Consider the following 14332-nt stretch of genomic DNA (forward strand, 5'->3'; position numbering starts at 1 on the left):
TTCGGCGGTCGTCACCTCGAATCCCGTTGACGATCAAGGCAAGCCCCCGCCCGGCCGCCGTGCGAGTGCGGGAAACTCCCTCCGACGGAGTTAACAGATGCGCTATGTTTTGTAACATGACCACGACGCCGTCGGAAGGGAGTGCCGTGACCTTCGATCCCGAGGAAGTGCACGCCAAGTACCTCGCAGAGCGCGATCGGCGTCTGATTCCCGGCCGCGCCGAGATTCGCGACCTCGCGCACGACGAACGCGTCGCCGGATACCGGGCCGACCCCTTCACCCCCCGTACCGAGCGCGACGCGATCACCGACGACCCCGACGTGGTGATCGTCGGCGGCGGCATCGCAGGACTGCTCGCGGGCGTGCACCTGCGCAAGGCGGGTATCGAACGCATCCGGATCGTCGATCACGCGGGCGGGGTGGGCGGTACCTGGTACTGGAACCGCTACCCCGGCGTGATGTGCGACGTCGAGTCCTATCAGTACCTGCCGCTGCTCGAGGAACTCGACTACCTCCCGTCTCGGCGCTATGCCTTCGGCGAGGAGATCCGGCTGCACCTGCAGTCCATCGCGGATCGCTTCGACCTGGTGTCCGACGCGCTCTTCCACACCGGTGTCTCACGTTCGGTGTGGCACGACGACACCGGGCGCTGGACCGTGCACACCGATCGCGGCGACGAGTTGTCCTGCCGCTACTACGTGCTGGCCGTCGGGATCCTCAACCTGATGAAGCTGCCCGCCATTCCGGGGATGGACGCCTTCGCGGGGAAGGCCTTCCACACCGCGCGGTGGGACTACGAGTACACCGGCGGTGCGACCGGCGAGCCGCTCACCGAACTCGGCGACAAGACCGTCGCACTGATCGGCACCGGCGCCAGCGGGCTGCAGGCGCTGCCGCCGCTCGCCGAGGCCGCCCAGCACGTCTACGTCTTCCAGCGGACGCCGTCGGCGATCGGCGTACGCGGCAACCGCCCCACCGACCCGTCCTTCGCCGAGACGCTGACGCCGGGCTGGCAGAAGGCGCGGATGGACAACTTCCAGTCGATCATGCTGGGCAGGCCGGTCGAGGCCGACCTGACCGACGACGGCTGGACGCGCCACTACGCCGCCGTGCAGAACCCGCCGCGGATCAAGGGCGCGAGCCTGCGCGAGTTCATGCTCAGGGCCGAGGAACTCGACTACCGCATCATGGAGGAGCACCGCGCCCGCATCGACGAGCTCGTCACCGATCCCGGGGTCGCGGCCATCCTCAAGCCCTATTACCGCTACCTGTGCAAGCGACCGTGCTTCCACGACGAGTACTACGACGCGTTCAACCGTGCGAACGTCACGCTCGTCGACTGCCCGACGGGCATCGAGAAGATCACCGAGCACGGCTTGATCGCCGCCGGTCGTCAGTACGAGGTCGACTGCATCGTCTACAGCACGGGCTTCGAGGCCGAGGTCACCCCGCTGCAGCGCCGGGCGGGACACGAGATCGTCGGAAGAGACGGCCTTACGTTGGCGCAGAAGTGGGCGGACGGCGCCGCCAGCCTGTTCGGCATGATGAGCCGCGGCTTCCCGAACATGTTCGTCATGCCCGCGCCGGGCCAGCAGTCGGTGGTCACCGTCAACTACACCCAGTTGGCCGTGTTCGGCGCCGAGTTCATCGGCGGCATGGTCGCGCTCCTGGAGAAGCAGGGCATCACGGTGTTCGACGTCAGCGCCGCCGCGGAGGCCGACTGGATTCAGCAGATCGTCGACACGTACGTCGATCCGAGCGCCGTGATGTCGGCCTGCACCCCGTCGCGCCTGAACAACGAGGGCGACCCCGGTGGGATCAAGGCACGCGACACCAACTGGGGCCGCGGTTTCGGCGACTTCTTCGGTTACCGTGACCTACTCGAGAACTGGCTGGCGGCTGGCGATTTCGACGGGTTGGAGACGGCGTGACCGATCGCCGGCGCGTGGTCGTCGTCACCGGCGGTGGCGGTGGAATCGGTGCCGCGATCGCCGAATCAATCGCGCGCAGAGGTGCTTTCGTCGTCACCGTCGACCCGATGGTGTCGGTGGACGGGTCCGAGCGACTACCCGCGACGGACGACACGACCGCAGGCCGCATCGTCGCCGCGGGCGGTGCCGCGCGGGCGTCGAACACATCCGTCACCGATGAGGCGGCGGTCCGAGCGCTGTTCGGCGACCTCGCCGCGGAGTTCGGTGCCCTCGACGCCGTCGTCAACGTCGCGGGGATCAGCAGGCCCACCGGTTTCGCGAAGGGCAGCCGCGAGGACTGGCGCAACGTTCTCGACGTGCACCTCAACGGCTACCGCAACGTGCTCGGCGCGGCCCTGCCGCTGATGGCGTCCGCCGGCCGCGGACACATCCTCGGCGTCACGTCGGGATCGGGGTGGCGCGCGGCCGACGCCGGTGCGTACGGCTGCGCCAAGCGCGCGGTCGCATCGCTGACGTGGCAGTTGGGCCGCCACGCACCGCCGGGCGTCGTCGTCAACGCGGTGTCCCCGATCGCCGCCACGCGCATGGTCGCCGCCGCACTGGGCGGCGGGGTTCCGGCGAAGGGAGCCACCACCGGCGGACTGTCGCTGGGGTCGATGCCCGCCCCCGAGCACCTCGGGCCCCTCGGCGCACATCTGGTGGACGGGACCTTCGACGCCTGCCGCGGCCGTGTGCTGTTCGCGGGCGGCTCGGAGGTCGCGGTGATCGACGAACCACGCCTGATCGAGGTCGTCCGCCGCGACGACGTTCCCGCCCCCGCCGCGCTCATCGAGGCGGCGACCACGATCGCGCTCGCGCCCGCTCAGGCCGGCCAGGTCAGCAGGGGCGGCAGCAACGCCCGCTTCGGCTCGATCTTCGACGAGGCCCCCGCCGACGACCTGCCCGCTCCCCTCACGCGCGTCTGCGCCGTCGCCGCCGACCGCGCCGACGTCGCGGCGGCCGTGTCGACGGCGCTGCGGGCGCGCGGGGTCACGTGCCGGACGGTCGAGTCACCCGCCGAACTCGGCGACGCCGACGCGGTGGTGGTTGCGCTCGCCGGCGGCACCCGATCGAACAGCGGCGGCTGGGAGCGGATCCTCGCCGAGCACGACGGTATCGTCGACCGGATCGACCTCGACGCTCAATGGATCAGGGCCGCTGCCGATCTCGATCGCGCCGTCCGCGTCGTCACCGTCACCGACGCCAACACCGCGGGCGGTCGCAGCCGGGCGCAGGCGGCCGCGCAGCTGGCCAGGGCGGGTCGCAAGGCCACCGGCGACCGGGTGCTGCCGTTCGCGGTCAGCGCCGAGTCCGCGGACGTCGACGCCGAACTCGTCGCACATCTGGTGTGCAGTCCCGCGGCCGCGGATCTCGCAGGCGCTGAACTGGTCACGGGCGCAGGATGGTTCGGGCTGCGCAGTCATCCGCGGCCGATCGGCAGCATCAGCTTCGGCGGGCCGGACGTACCCGCGTGGTTCGACGACACGCTTCGAGAGGTGGTGGCACCGCAGTGACCGACGAGACCAAGCCCTCCCGCATCGTGGACGCCCACGTGCACCTGTGGGATCCCGCCCGCACCGACTGGTACCCGTACCTGTCCAGGGATCAGTCGTCCCTGAACATGGGCGACGTGTCGGGCATGTCGCGCCGTTTCGACGTCCCGACCTACCGCGCGGAGAGCGCGGGCTGGAACGTGGTGAAGCTGGTCAACGTCGCCGCCGCGACCGGCGGGCACTCAGTCGAGGAGACGCTCGAACTGGACCGCAGGGCCGACGCCGACGGTCACCCCGACGCGATCATCGGTGGCCTGCCGCCCGTGGACACGATCGCCGGGGCGGTGGCGGCGATCGACCGGCAGTTGGCGGCCAAGCGATTTCGCGGCGTCCGCCCGATGGGAGGAGGGGACGCGGCGCTGCCCGATGCCGACGTCCTTCGCGCCCTCGCCGACCGCGGGCTCGTCTACGAGGTGATGACACATCCCGACCAGCTCGTGGCGACCGCCCGAGGACTCGAGCAGCACGACGACCTGGTCGTGGTCATCGAGCACACCGGCTGGCCGCGCAACGACTCCGCGCAGGAGCGGGCGCTGTGGCAGGAGGGCGTCAACGCACTCGCAGCGCTCGGCGACAACGTGCACTGCAAGCTGTCGGGCCTGGCGATGCCGCTGGGATCGATGGCGGCGGGCACGCTGGCGCCGTGGCTCGAGTACGCCATCGACGCGTTCGGCGTCGACCGCTGCTTCTTCGCGAGCAACTTCCCCGTCGACGGAATGCACGGCAGCTTCGACACCCTGTACTCGACGTATTCGGCGGTCACCGCCGGCCTCGACGACGACGCGCGGGACAAGCTCTTCGCCGCGAATGCCGAACGCGTCTACCGATGTTGATGCCGGTGTTAGGGTCGCGCATGGTCAGCAGCGCGGTGATCGTCTCGGCGACGGCACTCGCCGTCTCGGCGATCGCCGTCGCGAGCGCACCGCAGGCCGTCGCCGACAATTCCGATTACGCGCTCAACGGCACGTATTCCGTTGTGTCCAACGGCGAATGGGCCAAGATGAACGAGCGGTACCAGGACAAGCCGTCGGTCTTCAGCGAGTGGACGATCTCGACGACGTGCTCGACCCCGATCACCTGCGCGGGCACGGTCACCAGCAGCCTCGGCTGGACCGAGGACATCTACACCACGACCGGCAAGAACTGGTACGTCCGGCACGCCGTGCCGAACTGGATCCCCTGCCCCGACGGCACCACCGCCCCCGGTCTGCAGGTGTTCAGGTTCCACCCCGAGACGAGCAGCAATCCCGACGGGTCGGCAACCCCAGGGGTTCTGGTCGGCGAGGACGTCACCACGGGCGAGAGCGGCAACTGCGGCCGCAACACCTCGCTGGTGCTCAACCTGCCGGTGAAGCTGACCCGAATAAGCTGACCGGGTGATCACGTACGACGTCGCGCAGCGGATGATCGCCGCCGCGCACTCGGAAGCCGCTCGACGGTCGGTGCGCGTGTCCGCGGCCGTGGTAGACGCCGGCGGCCATCTGATCGCCTTCGGCCGGATGGACGGCGCGGAGATCGCCGGTCCGACCCTCGCGATCGACAAGGCCTACACCGCCGTGTCCAACACCATTGCCACGAGCGAACTCGCCGGCCTCGCCGCGCCCGGCGGGGAGCTCTTCGGACTGCACGCCAACGGCAACGGCCGCTTCGTGATCTTCGGCGGCGGGATACCCGTGCTCGACGACGGCGTGGCCGTGGCCGCCATCGGCGTGAGCGGTGCAGCGGTGGCCGACGACGTCGCGTGCGCCGAGGCGGGGATCGCCGCCCTTACCCGGCCTCGATGACCTCGGCGCGGAACTGGTCGATGGCCTCGAGCGCGTGCGCGATGCTGTCGCCGGGCAGGTGGACGTGCACCCACGTGACCCCGAGTTTCTCGAGCGCCTGCAGCCCCTCGATGTGTGCGGAGGCGTTGAAGTCGGGCGAACCGGGATGTCCCCCTTCGAAATTGGTGAAGGCGATGTCGAGTGCGCCGGCGTCGCGGCCCGCGGCGTCACAGCGCCTGTGCAGATCGTCTATCGCGACCCCGAGGGCCTCCACCGAATCCAGCGCGGCGGTCTTCGCGGTCTGCGCGAGTGCCTTCGGCGCGGCGAACGGGCACCACCCCTCGGCGCGGTCGACGACACGCTGACGGGCCGCACCCGTGTTGCCGCCGATCCAGATGGGCGGTCGCGGCGTGCTGACCGGCCGCGGATGGGCGGTGATGCCGATGGCGGTGAAATCGCCTCCCTCGTAGGAGATGTCGTCACCCGTCCAGATGGCGTCGATCACCTTGAGCGACTCGTCGAACAGAGCGGCGCGCTGCTCGTAGTCGACCCCGACGGCGGTGAACTCCTTGCGCAGGTACCCGACCCCGACCGCGAGCGTGAAACGGCCGTCGGACAGTCGGTCGACCGTGGCGCCGGCCTTCGCGACCACGAACGGATTGCGGTACGGCAGGACGACGATGTTCGGGATCAGACGCAGGGTCGACGTGTGCGCGGCGGCGAACCCCATCGCGACGAAGGGATCCAGCGAGTCGTGTCCGCCTGCGTCGAGCCAGCGTTGCGTCGGCGCGGGATGGTCGGTGAAGCCGAATCCGTCGAATCCCGCCTTCTCGCACGCCGCCGCGAGCGTGGCGACACCGGCACCCGATGCGAAGTCCGGATGGTACGGATGGCTGTGCATCGGATAGGTGATGGTGAACTTCATTCTCTCATCTTGCCAATGATGTTCTCGTAACTGAAGACCCTGATTCGCCTCACGTCAGTGGTCGGGCGGTCAGCCGCTGGACCTGCCCGTAGGCGTCGATGGGGCTCTGCAGGGCGAGGCCGCCGTCCGCGAACACGGTCTGGCCGGTCACCCAGGACAGTTCGAGCACCCCCACGATGGCCTCGGCGACGTCGTCCGCCTCCCCCAGGCGGCCCAGCGGCGTGCGCTCTGTCAGACCGTCGACCCAACCCGGCAGCGCCTCGGGCTTCGCCAGCATCGGCGTGCGGGTCACGCCAGGCCCGACGGCGTTGACCCGGATGCCGTGCGGACCCCATTCGGAAGCGGCGATCCGCACCAGCATGTCGATGCCGGCCTTGGAGACGCAGTACGCGCCCATGTCCCTGTCGGAGACCGTGCCGCTGATGCTCGACACGGCGACCATGGAACCCGGCGTACCGTGCGCGATCATCGCCGCCGCGACCGTGCGCAGCGTGAGCCAGGTGCCGGTGAGGTTGACGTCGAGCACCCTGCGCCAGTCCTCGACCGACTGGTCCAGCAGCAGCCCGGACGCACCCACGCCCGCACACGCGACGAGCCGATCCGGCACGCCGTGGTCGGTCACCGTGCGGTCCAGCGCTGCAGCCAGTGAGTCGGGATCGCTGATGTCGCAATCGATATCGCCGTCCCTGATGTCCCACACCACTACGGAGTGACCGGCTTCCCGCAGCCGGGCCGCCGCGGCCGCCCCGATCCCGGACGCGCCGCCCGTCACCACGGCGCTCACAGCGCAGGCGCCCCGATCAACTCGACCAGCACGCCGTCCGGGGCGGTGACCACCGCCATGGCGACCGACTTGTCGCCGGGAGCGGGCATCGAGATGCGTTGCACCCCGTCGGAGAACCCGAGCGCGGCCAACGTGGCCAGCGTGGACTCCACCTCGCGTTCGAGCGACACCAGGAAGAACCCGTGCCGCGGCGCCTGCGCGGGAGGCGGTGCGGGGTCGGCGGCGTCGAACACCACCAGTTCGACGATCCCGGTGTCGGGTGTACCGGGGTCGCCGAGGAACACCGATCTGAGTCGGTCGGTCGGCGCCCCGAACAGGGTCGGCCAATCGCCGCGGAACGTGTGGTCCATGAGCTCGGTCAAACCCAACCCCTCGCACCAGAACCGGCGTGAGCGATCGACGTCCGCGGTGACGATCGCGGTGTGGTGGATTCCGGGCATGTGCGCTCCTCGCGTCAGTGGGTGGGAGGTGTCCAGAGGAAGTCGTCGGGTGACACGGCGGCGAGCCGCTCGGCGAACGCCGTCCCGCGATACGGGAACTGCGTGACGTTCTTGCCACTGGCGTGCCGGAAGTAGTTGTTGCAGTTGCTCATCCACACCGTGTCCGCCATCGCCCGCTGAATCTCGGCGTTGAACGCGTCGGTCACCGACCGACCCACCTCGACAGCCGCCGCACCGCGGTCGACCATGTCGTCGAGCATCCGCCGGACGAACTCGGTCTGCGCCTCGAGGATGTAGATGATCGACGTGACGCCGTTGGTGTTCGGTCCGTAGAGGGTGAACAGATTCGGGTAGCCGGGCACCGCCGTCCCGAGATAGGCCTCGGCGCCGTCGGCCCAGTCGTCGTGCAGCCTGCGTCCGCCCCGGCCCGTCACCTCGAGGGTGCTCAGGTAGTCGCTGGCCGCGAATCCCGTGCCGTAGATGACGGTGTCGACCTCGTGTTCGGCGCCGTCGGCGGTGCGTAGACCGCGCTCGGTGAACTCGACGATCGGCGAGGTTTCGACGTGCACGTGCGGCAGTGCGAGCGCCGCGAACCACCCGGTGGACGAGAGCGGCCGCTTGCAGCCCACCGGATGGTCGGGAAGCAGACGCGTGCGCAGGTCGGGGTCGGCGATCTCGGCGTAGAGATAGCCCTTGGAGATCTTGGTCAGATAGCGGGTGATGTCCGACTCGACATCGAAATCCGCGAGTTCGTAATCCTGGAACGCCTTGTCCCGCAGCTTGAGAGCCGCGTCGGGCTCTCGCTCGAACAGCTCGAGCTGCTCGTCGGTGAACACCTCCTCGAAGCGCGGCCCCACCCAGGTGGGGGTGCGCTGGAAGACGGTGAGGTGCGCGGTGTCGGCGGCGATCGCAGGAACGTACTGAATGGCGCTGGCGCCGGTGCCGATCGACGCCACCCGTTGCCCCGCGGTGGAGGTGGCGTGGTCCCACTGCGACGTGTGGAAGGTCCGGCCCCGGAAGCGGTCGGCGCCGGGGAAGTCGGGGATCGTCGGGACGTCCAGCATCCCCACCGCGCTCACAACGACGTCGAACTCCTGCCGCACCCCGGCGGCGGTGGTGACGGTCCAGCGGTGCGTCTGATCGGACCAGCGCAGCTCGGTCACCCTGGTGTCGGCGACGAGATGCTCGGCCAGCCCGCGTTCGACGGCGACCTGCTCCAGGTAGGCCAGGATCTCCGGCTGATCGGCGTAGGTCCTACTCCAGCGCGGGTTCAGCGCGAACGAGTACGAGTAGAAGTGCGACGGCACGTCACAGGCGGCGCCGGGATAGGTGTTGTTGCGCCACGTCCCGCCGAACCCGGCACCCCGTTCGAACACGGTGAAGTCGAATCCCCCCGCGGCCAATTGGATTCCCATGGCGATACCGCCGGGGCCCGCGCCGATAACGGCGACGGTCGGCTTGCTCACTCCTGCACCGCCTTACTCACGTCGAGCGTGACATCGGCGGGGACACAGAGTTCCCCGCGCTGGTTGAGAACGTCGACGTGCAGGTCGACGAGCCAGCGCTCGCCGTCGCGTCGCTTGCCCGTGATGCGCCTGCGCGCCGTCATCGTGTCGCCCGCGTACACCGAACCGGCGAGCGCCATCGATCGGCGCACGACCCGGCTCAGCGGGCCCGCCCACTGCGTCGCGGCGCGGTCAACGAATCCCGCCAGATGCATGGTGTTGAGGTAGATCGTCGGCTGACCCTGTGCGCGTGCGTATTCGGGGTCGAAATGGCCGGGGAAGTAGTCCCACGTCGCGCCGGGATTCATGATGACGCGCTCGTAGGTGACGGGATCGTCCACCACGTCGGGCAGGTCGCCGAAAGTGCCGATCGCCGCCCAGTCCATCCCCGTCACGTGTGGTCCTCCGGCGTGAAGCGGAACAGCGTGTTGCGGTTGCGTGCCACCGGCGCCCCGTTATCGCGGTAGTACGTCTCGAGGGTCTCGACGAAGTGCCCCGCTCCGAGCCGGGTGCGCTTCTCCGCGGACACCGACACGACCTCCTCGACCACGGTCAGCCGATCCCCCTCCCGGATCGGGTCGAGCAGTTCGACGTCGTTGGCGGCGTTGACGAAACTGGTTCCCGGCAGCGGGATTCGGATCGCGATCGACGGCTGCGGGCGCTCTCCCGACGGATCCCACGGCGGCGGGATCAGCCACCCCATCAGCATGGCGGGCGGCGCGAGCAGTGCGCCCCACGTCCGCTGCGCGAAATCGACGTCCCAGTAGGCCGGATTCGGGTCGCGCACGGTGGCCGCGAAGTGCTGGATCCGGGCGGCGCTCACCGCCGTGCCCGCCACGCGCGGCTCACCGCGAAGCCCGACCATCGCGAGTGCGTCATCGTAGGTGCCGAACGCCATCGGGTAGCTCACCGGCGCTGTCACGCCGCGGTGTCCCACGTCAGGATGCGACCGGAGTAGTACCAGCCGCCGCGTTCGTAGATGAGGACGTCGGTGTAGGTACCGGTCGCCACGACGGTCCCGGCGGAGTCGAAGCGGATGGCCACGCAGTGCTGCGTGGCGTTCACCCCGTCGACGTCGATCTCGTGGTCGACCGTGACGAGCCGTCCCGAACCGCCGTCGAACGCGTCCCAGATCCTGCTGTGTGTCTGGGCGCCGATTGTCAGCGTCGCGCCGGTGTGCTTGAACGTGGCGATCCACTGGGCCCGGTCCCCCGCGGAGAACAGCCGGTTGTGCCGCGCGTTGAGGTTCAGGATGGCGGCCCTGGCCTCCACACCGGCCAGAACGCGCTCCTGCTGATAGCCGAACGACATGAGTTCTCCCTCTACCGTCTCACCACGTGGCCCGGGGCCTCGCGATCCCTGGAATCCCGACTACGGCGCACGCTCCGCCGTCGGACATCACGCGTCCGCTGCGGCGGGGTCCGGTTGCCCGTCGGGCAGGTAGCCGAAGTCGTCGGGCGCCGGCTGCTCGCCGGGGTAGAAGCGGTGCGCCCAGCGGCGCAGCGCGGCGTAGTCGCGTGCCTCCTCGGGCGCCAGGTTCGGCTTCTCCAGATACTTCATGTTCTCCCACGTGAAGAAGTCCTGCTTGATGACTTCCTGTTGTAGTGCAAGGAATTTCGCCGCTCGCCCCTGCGGAATGTCGCCGGTGTCACCGGCGTCGCGAGTCGAGGCCTGGGTGTAGAAGTAGTCGGTGTACTCCTCGTCGACAGGAGTCTGTCCGGTGACCTGAACGGTGTCGACGAGTTCGGAGGGGAACCGGACGACGCCGAGGCCCAGGGAGTAGTTGTCGTACACGATGTTCGCGTCGACCGGGCCGTCCGGGGTCAGCCACGTGGCGGCCCGGCCGCCGCCGAAGTTCGCCGTCACGGTCGCGTGCAGGTGGTAGCCGTCCACCTCGAACGACGTCGTGGTCGCCGCGCTGTCCGCTTTGTGGACGAACTGCACGTGGTACGGATCGGCCGCGTTCTCGATGATCATCTGGGCGTGCACCTTGACCCGATTGACCATCCGGGTGTGCGGGTGCAGTGGATAGCGGTCGGCGTCGTCGAGGTCGGCCAGCACCGGAGGCTCCCAGTACGGTGCCCGGCGGTGCCGTTCGTGCCACACCAGGATGAAGCCGTACCACTCCCGGCACGGGTAGGACTGCACGTGGACGTTCTGCTTGCACCCGATCCTGCTGTACGGAATGAGCGTGTTGTTGCCCTCGCCGTCCCAGTGCCAGCCGTGCCACGGGCACACGATGTGCTCTCCGTCGACGGTGCCGCCCACCGCCATGTTGGCGCCCAGATGGAGGCAGTAGGCGTCGAGCACGTTCACCGTGCCGGACGCGGTGCGGAACATCACCAGTTCCTCACCGAAGTAGTGCATGCGCTTGACCTGGCCCGCAGCGAGCTCCGATGCGAATCCGACGATGAACCAGCCGGTCGGAAAGCGGTACTTCGAGAGCGCGATGCCGGTGGGACCGAACTCCCGCTCGGACGGGTCGACTGTCGGGTTGAGCACGGTGTCGGTCACGTCACCTCCTCAGGCTGGATTCTTATTATCACTAAAAAAGGCAATCAGGGTCAACGGCGCCGTGCGGTGACGAGCGGCAGATCCAGCGGCGTGAGGACGCCCGCGGGGGCCGCGACAACGGCCGGGATCGCGTTGACGGCGGGCATCGCCGTCGTCGTGCCGATGTCGAACGTCTCGTAATCCGCTGGCGCGAAGGACATCGTGAGCTTCACGTTCGGGTCCCCCGTGATCTCGACGAGGTATCCGAAGGCCAGCCGCCATTCGGGATCCTGGCGGTGGCCCAGCACGGAACCCAACGTCCACGTCGTCCGCAGCTCGGCGACGGGAGCGCCTGCACGCGAACCCGTCCACGTGGCGTCGACGCCGGCCACCGTGCCCTCCGCGATCCGGATGAAACCGAGGTCTCGATCGGCGAGGGCGACGGCACACTCGACGGTGAGGCCGACATCGTCGATCTCCTTGCCTATCGCGCGCGCCATCGCGGACACCGTCTCGGCGTAGTCCGGTTCGGCCGCAAGGAGTTTGGCCTTGATGTCGGCGGAATCGGGCGGGCCGCCGAAGCCGTAGCCCGTCCACGTGGCGGTGTTGCCGTACCCGAAGCAGTCCATCGACTCCGTGATGCTGATCCGGCTCACGTGACGGCACATCGCAGTGGCCGCCAACGCCACGGTGGGCACGTGCATCGGGTTCATTCCGGTGCCGACGAGCGTGGCACCGCCCGCCCGAGCCGCGGCCGCCAACCGCGATCCGGCGTCGTCCGGGTAGTACTCGCCGTTGACCAGGCGGGCGGTCGTGACGACGTTGACGCCGCTGCCGAGAATCCGCTCGAGTTCGCCGATGTCGGGCCAATGCGGCATGTACACAATGCAATCCGGACGTGTCGACAGCACGGCGTCGACGTCGTCGGTGGCGGCCACGCCGACCGGATCGCGGCCCGCGAGCGTCCCCGCGTCGAGTCCCCGCTTGTCCGCGCTGTGCGTGTAGAGGCCGACCAGTTCGAGGCGGGGGTCGTCGAGCACGGCGCGTACCGCGCTCGTGCCGACGATGCCACTGGTCCACTGAACCACTCGGATCGGCCGTTCAGACATCCCACACCACCTTCAGGCTCGCAGGGGAACGCATGAGCGTGCCCTCGATCTCCGGCCGGGGGTGGTCGGGATCCAGCCGCAGGCCCGGTAGCGAGGTCAGCAGTGCGCGGACGAGTTCCTCCGTCTCCATCTTCGACAGGTGCATCCCCAGACACATGTGCACGCCGTGCCCGAAGGCCAGCGCCGACCTGTAGGGCCGGCGAAGATCGAAGCGGTCGGGATCCTCCCAGCGCGCCGGATCGTGGTTGGCCGCGCCGAGCACCACCATGACGGTGGCGCCCGCGGGGATGCGCACTCCGCCGAGTTCGGTGTCGTGGGTGACCAGTCGCGGGACGAACTGCAGCGGGGTCTCCCAGCGGGCGGCTTCGTTCACCGCGGCCGTCAGCGCCGCGGGATCGTCGCGCACCGCCGCCAGCTGGTCGGGGTCCGACAGCAGGGCCGCCAGAAGCGAGGACGACGACCTGTAGGTGGTCTCCGCTCCCGCGGGCAGGAGCAGGCGCAGAAACGAGTGGATCTCCTCGTCGGCGAGCCGCTGACCGCCGTGCTCGGCGTGCGCGAGCACCGAGATCAAGTCGTCGAGAGGCTCGGCGCGACGCTCGGCGAGGACGGAGCCGAACATCTCGGCGAGCGTGGCGGCGCTGGCGCGGCCCCTGTCCAGGTCGTAGGACAGTGTGACCAGTTCGATTGCGGTGTAATGGAATGCCGGATACTGCGCGGCGGGCAGTCCGAGAATCGCCGCGAAGGTGCGCATCGGGAAGGCGAAGAGGAAGCCGCTGACCAGGTCGGCGCGGCCCTCCGGTCGCAGATCCGCCGTCATCTCGGAGAGCAGCGGCGACACGAAGCGGGATTTCCAGCCCGCCATCGTCTTCGGGCCGAGGGGCTGCTGCAGCAGGGCCCGGTACTCGCGGTGTTCGGGCGGGTCCATCTCGATGACCGAGCGACCCATGACCTTCCCGATCATGTCGTGATAGGCCGCACTGCTGAACGTCCCGGTGTCGAGTAGTGCCTGTACCGCGGCGTCGTAGGAGTACACGCTGAAGACGGGCGGGGTGTCGGCGGAGTTCCCAGGCATCCCCAGGTGTGGCAATCCGGCGTGGACCGGGGACTCGGACCGCAGATCGTGATAGGTCACGTATGGGGCCGGCTGGCCGAAGCCGACCAGCGTGTTGAACGTCTCGAACAGTCTCCACGCGGCGTCGTCGTATCCGCTCGGGGTGACCGCGGTATCAGGCATGCCGGACTCCGTTCAGGATGATGCGCAAGCCGTCGCGGAAAACGGTTTCAGCGCGCCGGGTGCCGGGTTCGGCTCGGTGGTGTTCGAGTTCCACCGAGCCCAGCAGGTGTACGTAAAGCAGCGCGTACGCGGCCGCGAACTCGCGCTTCGGCAGAGCCGCTTCGCTCAGGATCGATCGGGTCGAGCGGTCCATGTTGGCCGCGGCCGCCGTGTGCGGGCGCTGTTGGAGTAGCGCTGCCACACCGCGCACCGAGACCAGCGCGCGCCACGCGTTCAGGTAGAGGGTCACCAGCCGGGCTTCCCAGTCACCGCGGGTGGGCACCTCGATGCTGTTCACGACGGCTTCGATGAGCAGGTCGAGCAGTTCGTCCTTGCCCGCCACGTGGTAGTAGACGGACGACGCCGACGTGCCCGCTTCGAGGGCCAGTGCGCGCATCGTGACCTTCTCCACGCCCACGCGCTGGGCCAGCTGGAGAAGGTGCTTGGTCAGGTGATCGCGGTCCAGCATTCCGTACCCGAGGGCCCGCGCCGAGCGACCGGCCATAGTCACCTTTCG

16 protein-coding genes are annotated in these 14332 nt (G+C 69.0%); 5 read left to right on the forward strand and 11 right to left on the reverse strand.

What is annotated here, in order from left to right; all coding sequences use genetic code 11:
- Positions 1-116 precede the first annotated feature (116 nt).
- Genes NM203_RS12575 through NM203_RS12595 form a run of 5 tightly spaced genes read left to right on the forward strand, consistent with a single transcriptional unit; the run spans position 117 to position 5307 of the window.
- The gene (locus tag NM203_RS12575; protein ID WP_255060255.1) at positions 117-1931 is read left to right on the forward strand and encodes a flavin-containing monooxygenase; all 1815 of its coding nucleotides are present in this window, start codon (positions 117-119) and stop codon (positions 1929-1931) included.
- Entirely contained in the window at positions 1928-3484 is a 1557-nt protein-coding gene (locus NM203_RS12580) for an SDR family NAD(P)-dependent oxidoreductase (protein ID WP_255060256.1), read from the forward strand. The genes NM203_RS12575 and NM203_RS12580 overlap by 4 nt, the downstream gene beginning before the upstream one ends.
- Entirely contained in the window at positions 3481-4356 is an 876-nt protein-coding gene (locus NM203_RS12585; protein WP_255060257.1) for an amidohydrolase family protein, read from the forward strand. The genes NM203_RS12580 and NM203_RS12585 overlap by 4 nt, the downstream gene beginning before the upstream one ends.
- A gap of 20 nt (positions 4357-4376) precedes the next feature.
- Positions 4377-4895: an Rv2253/PknI dimerization domain-containing protein gene (locus NM203_RS12590; protein ID WP_255060258.1), complete on the forward strand. Its 519-nt coding sequence runs from the start codon at positions 4377-4379 to the stop codon at positions 4893-4895.
- Positions 4896-4899: 4 nt separating this feature from the next.
- Positions 4900-5307 carry a GlcG/HbpS family heme-binding protein gene (locus tag NM203_RS12595; protein ID WP_255060259.1) on the forward strand — a complete coding sequence of 136 codons (408 nt, stop codon included), beginning with the start codon at positions 4900-4902 and terminating at the stop codon, positions 5305-5307.
- Here NM203_RS12595 and NM203_RS12600 read toward each other — a convergent pair.
- The 11 genes from NM203_RS12600 to NM203_RS12650 form a co-directional block, all read right to left on the reverse strand.
- A complete protein-coding gene (locus NM203_RS12600) occupies positions 5291-6211 on the reverse strand; it encodes an LLM class F420-dependent oxidoreductase (RefSeq protein ID WP_255060260.1) in 921 nt (306 codons plus the stop codon). The two genes, NM203_RS12595 and NM203_RS12600, sit on opposite strands and share 17 nt — an antisense overlap.
- 49 nt (positions 6212-6260) lie before the next feature.
- Positions 6261-6995 (reverse strand): SDR family NAD(P)-dependent oxidoreductase, encoded by a 735-nt coding sequence (locus NM203_RS12605; protein WP_255060261.1) that lies wholly within the window; start codon positions 6993-6995, stop codon positions 6261-6263.
- Positions 6992-7435, reverse strand: a complete 444-nt coding sequence (locus NM203_RS12610; protein ID WP_255060262.1) for a VOC family protein — start codon at positions 7433-7435, stop codon at positions 6992-6994. The genes NM203_RS12605 and NM203_RS12610 overlap by 4 nt, the downstream gene beginning before the upstream one ends.
- 14 nt (positions 7436-7449) lie before the next feature.
- Complete coding sequence (locus NM203_RS12615) at positions 7450-8901, reverse strand: flavin-containing monooxygenase (protein WP_255060263.1); 1452 nt, start codon at positions 8899-8901, stop codon at positions 7450-7452.
- A complete protein-coding gene (locus NM203_RS12620) occupies positions 8898-9326 on the reverse strand; it encodes a MaoC/PaaZ C-terminal domain-containing protein (RefSeq protein WP_255060428.1) in 429 nt (142 codons plus the stop codon). Before NM203_RS12620 ends, NM203_RS12615 begins: the two co-directional genes overlap by 4 nt.
- Positions 9327-9331: 5 nt before the next feature.
- The gene (locus NM203_RS12625) at positions 9332-9838 is read right to left on the reverse strand and encodes an FAS1-like dehydratase domain-containing protein (RefSeq protein ID WP_255060429.1); all 507 of its coding nucleotides are present in this window, start codon (positions 9836-9838) and stop codon (positions 9332-9334) included.
- Positions 9839-9858: 20 nt separating this feature from the next.
- Positions 9859-10251: a nuclear transport factor 2 family protein gene (locus tag NM203_RS12630; RefSeq protein ID WP_255060264.1), complete on the reverse strand. Its 393-nt coding sequence runs from the start codon at positions 10249-10251 to the stop codon at positions 9859-9861.
- A gap of 87 nt (positions 10252-10338) precedes the next feature.
- Positions 10339-11454, reverse strand: coding sequence for an aromatic ring-hydroxylating oxygenase subunit alpha (locus tag NM203_RS12635; RefSeq protein ID WP_255060265.1), 1116 nt, complete (start codon positions 11452-11454; stop codon positions 10339-10341).
- A 50-nt stretch (positions 11455-11504) separates the two neighbouring features.
- A complete protein-coding gene (locus NM203_RS12640) occupies positions 11505-12542 on the reverse strand; it encodes a dihydrodipicolinate reductase (RefSeq protein ID WP_255060266.1) in 1038 nt (345 codons plus the stop codon).
- Positions 12535-13776, reverse strand: coding sequence for a cytochrome P450 (locus tag NM203_RS12645; protein ID WP_255060267.1), 1242 nt, complete (start codon positions 13774-13776; stop codon positions 12535-12537). The genes NM203_RS12640 and NM203_RS12645 overlap by 8 nt, the downstream gene beginning before the upstream one ends.
- The gene (locus NM203_RS12650) at positions 13769-14320 is read right to left on the reverse strand and encodes a TetR/AcrR family transcriptional regulator (RefSeq protein WP_255060268.1); all 552 of its coding nucleotides are present in this window, start codon (positions 14318-14320) and stop codon (positions 13769-13771) included. The genes NM203_RS12645 and NM203_RS12650 overlap by 8 nt, the downstream gene beginning before the upstream one ends.
- Positions 14321-14332: the final 12 nt, after the last annotated feature.

This window comes from Mycolicibacterium arenosum (genome assembly GCF_024320865.1).
GTDB classification, from domain to species: domain Bacteria; phylum Actinomycetota; class Actinomycetes; order Mycobacteriales; family Mycobacteriaceae; genus Mycobacterium; species Mycobacterium arenosum.

Coding starts and splice junctions, on each gene's coding strand:
- NM203_RS12630 (WP_255060264.1), bottom strand. CDS start 10,251: ATGTCGTTCGGCTATCAGCAGGAGCGCGTTCTGGCCGGTGTGGAGGCC.
- NM203_RS12640 (WP_255060266.1), bottom strand. CDS start 12,542: ATGTCTGAACGGCCGATCCGAGTGGTTCAGTGGACCAGTGGCATCGTC.
- NM203_RS12610 (WP_255060262.1), bottom strand. CDS start 7,435: ATGCCCGGAATCCACCACACCGCGATCGTCACCGCGGACGTCGATCGC.
- NM203_RS12600 (WP_255060260.1), bottom strand. CDS start 6,211: ATGAAGTTCACCATCACCTATCCGATGCACAGCCATCCGTACCATCCG.
- NM203_RS12625 (WP_255060429.1), bottom strand. CDS start 9,838: ATGGCGTTCGGCACCTACGATGACGCACTCGCGATGGTCGGGCTTCGC.
- NM203_RS12645 (WP_255060267.1), bottom strand. CDS start 13,776: ATGCCTGATACCGCGGTCACCCCGAGCGGATACGACGACGCCGCGTGG.
- NM203_RS12575 (WP_255060255.1), top strand. CDS start 117: ATGACCACGACGCCGTCGGAAGGGAGTGCCGTGACCTTCGATCCCGAG.
- NM203_RS12620 (WP_255060428.1), bottom strand. CDS start 9,326: ATGGACTGGGCGGCGATCGGCACTTTCGGCGACCTGCCCGACGTGGTG.
- NM203_RS12650 (WP_255060268.1), bottom strand. CDS start 14,320: ATGGCCGGTCGCTCGGCGCGGGCCCTCGGGTACGGAATGCTGGACCGC.
- NM203_RS12590 (WP_255060258.1), top strand. CDS start 4,377: ATGGTCAGCAGCGCGGTGATCGTCTCGGCGACGGCACTCGCCGTCTCG.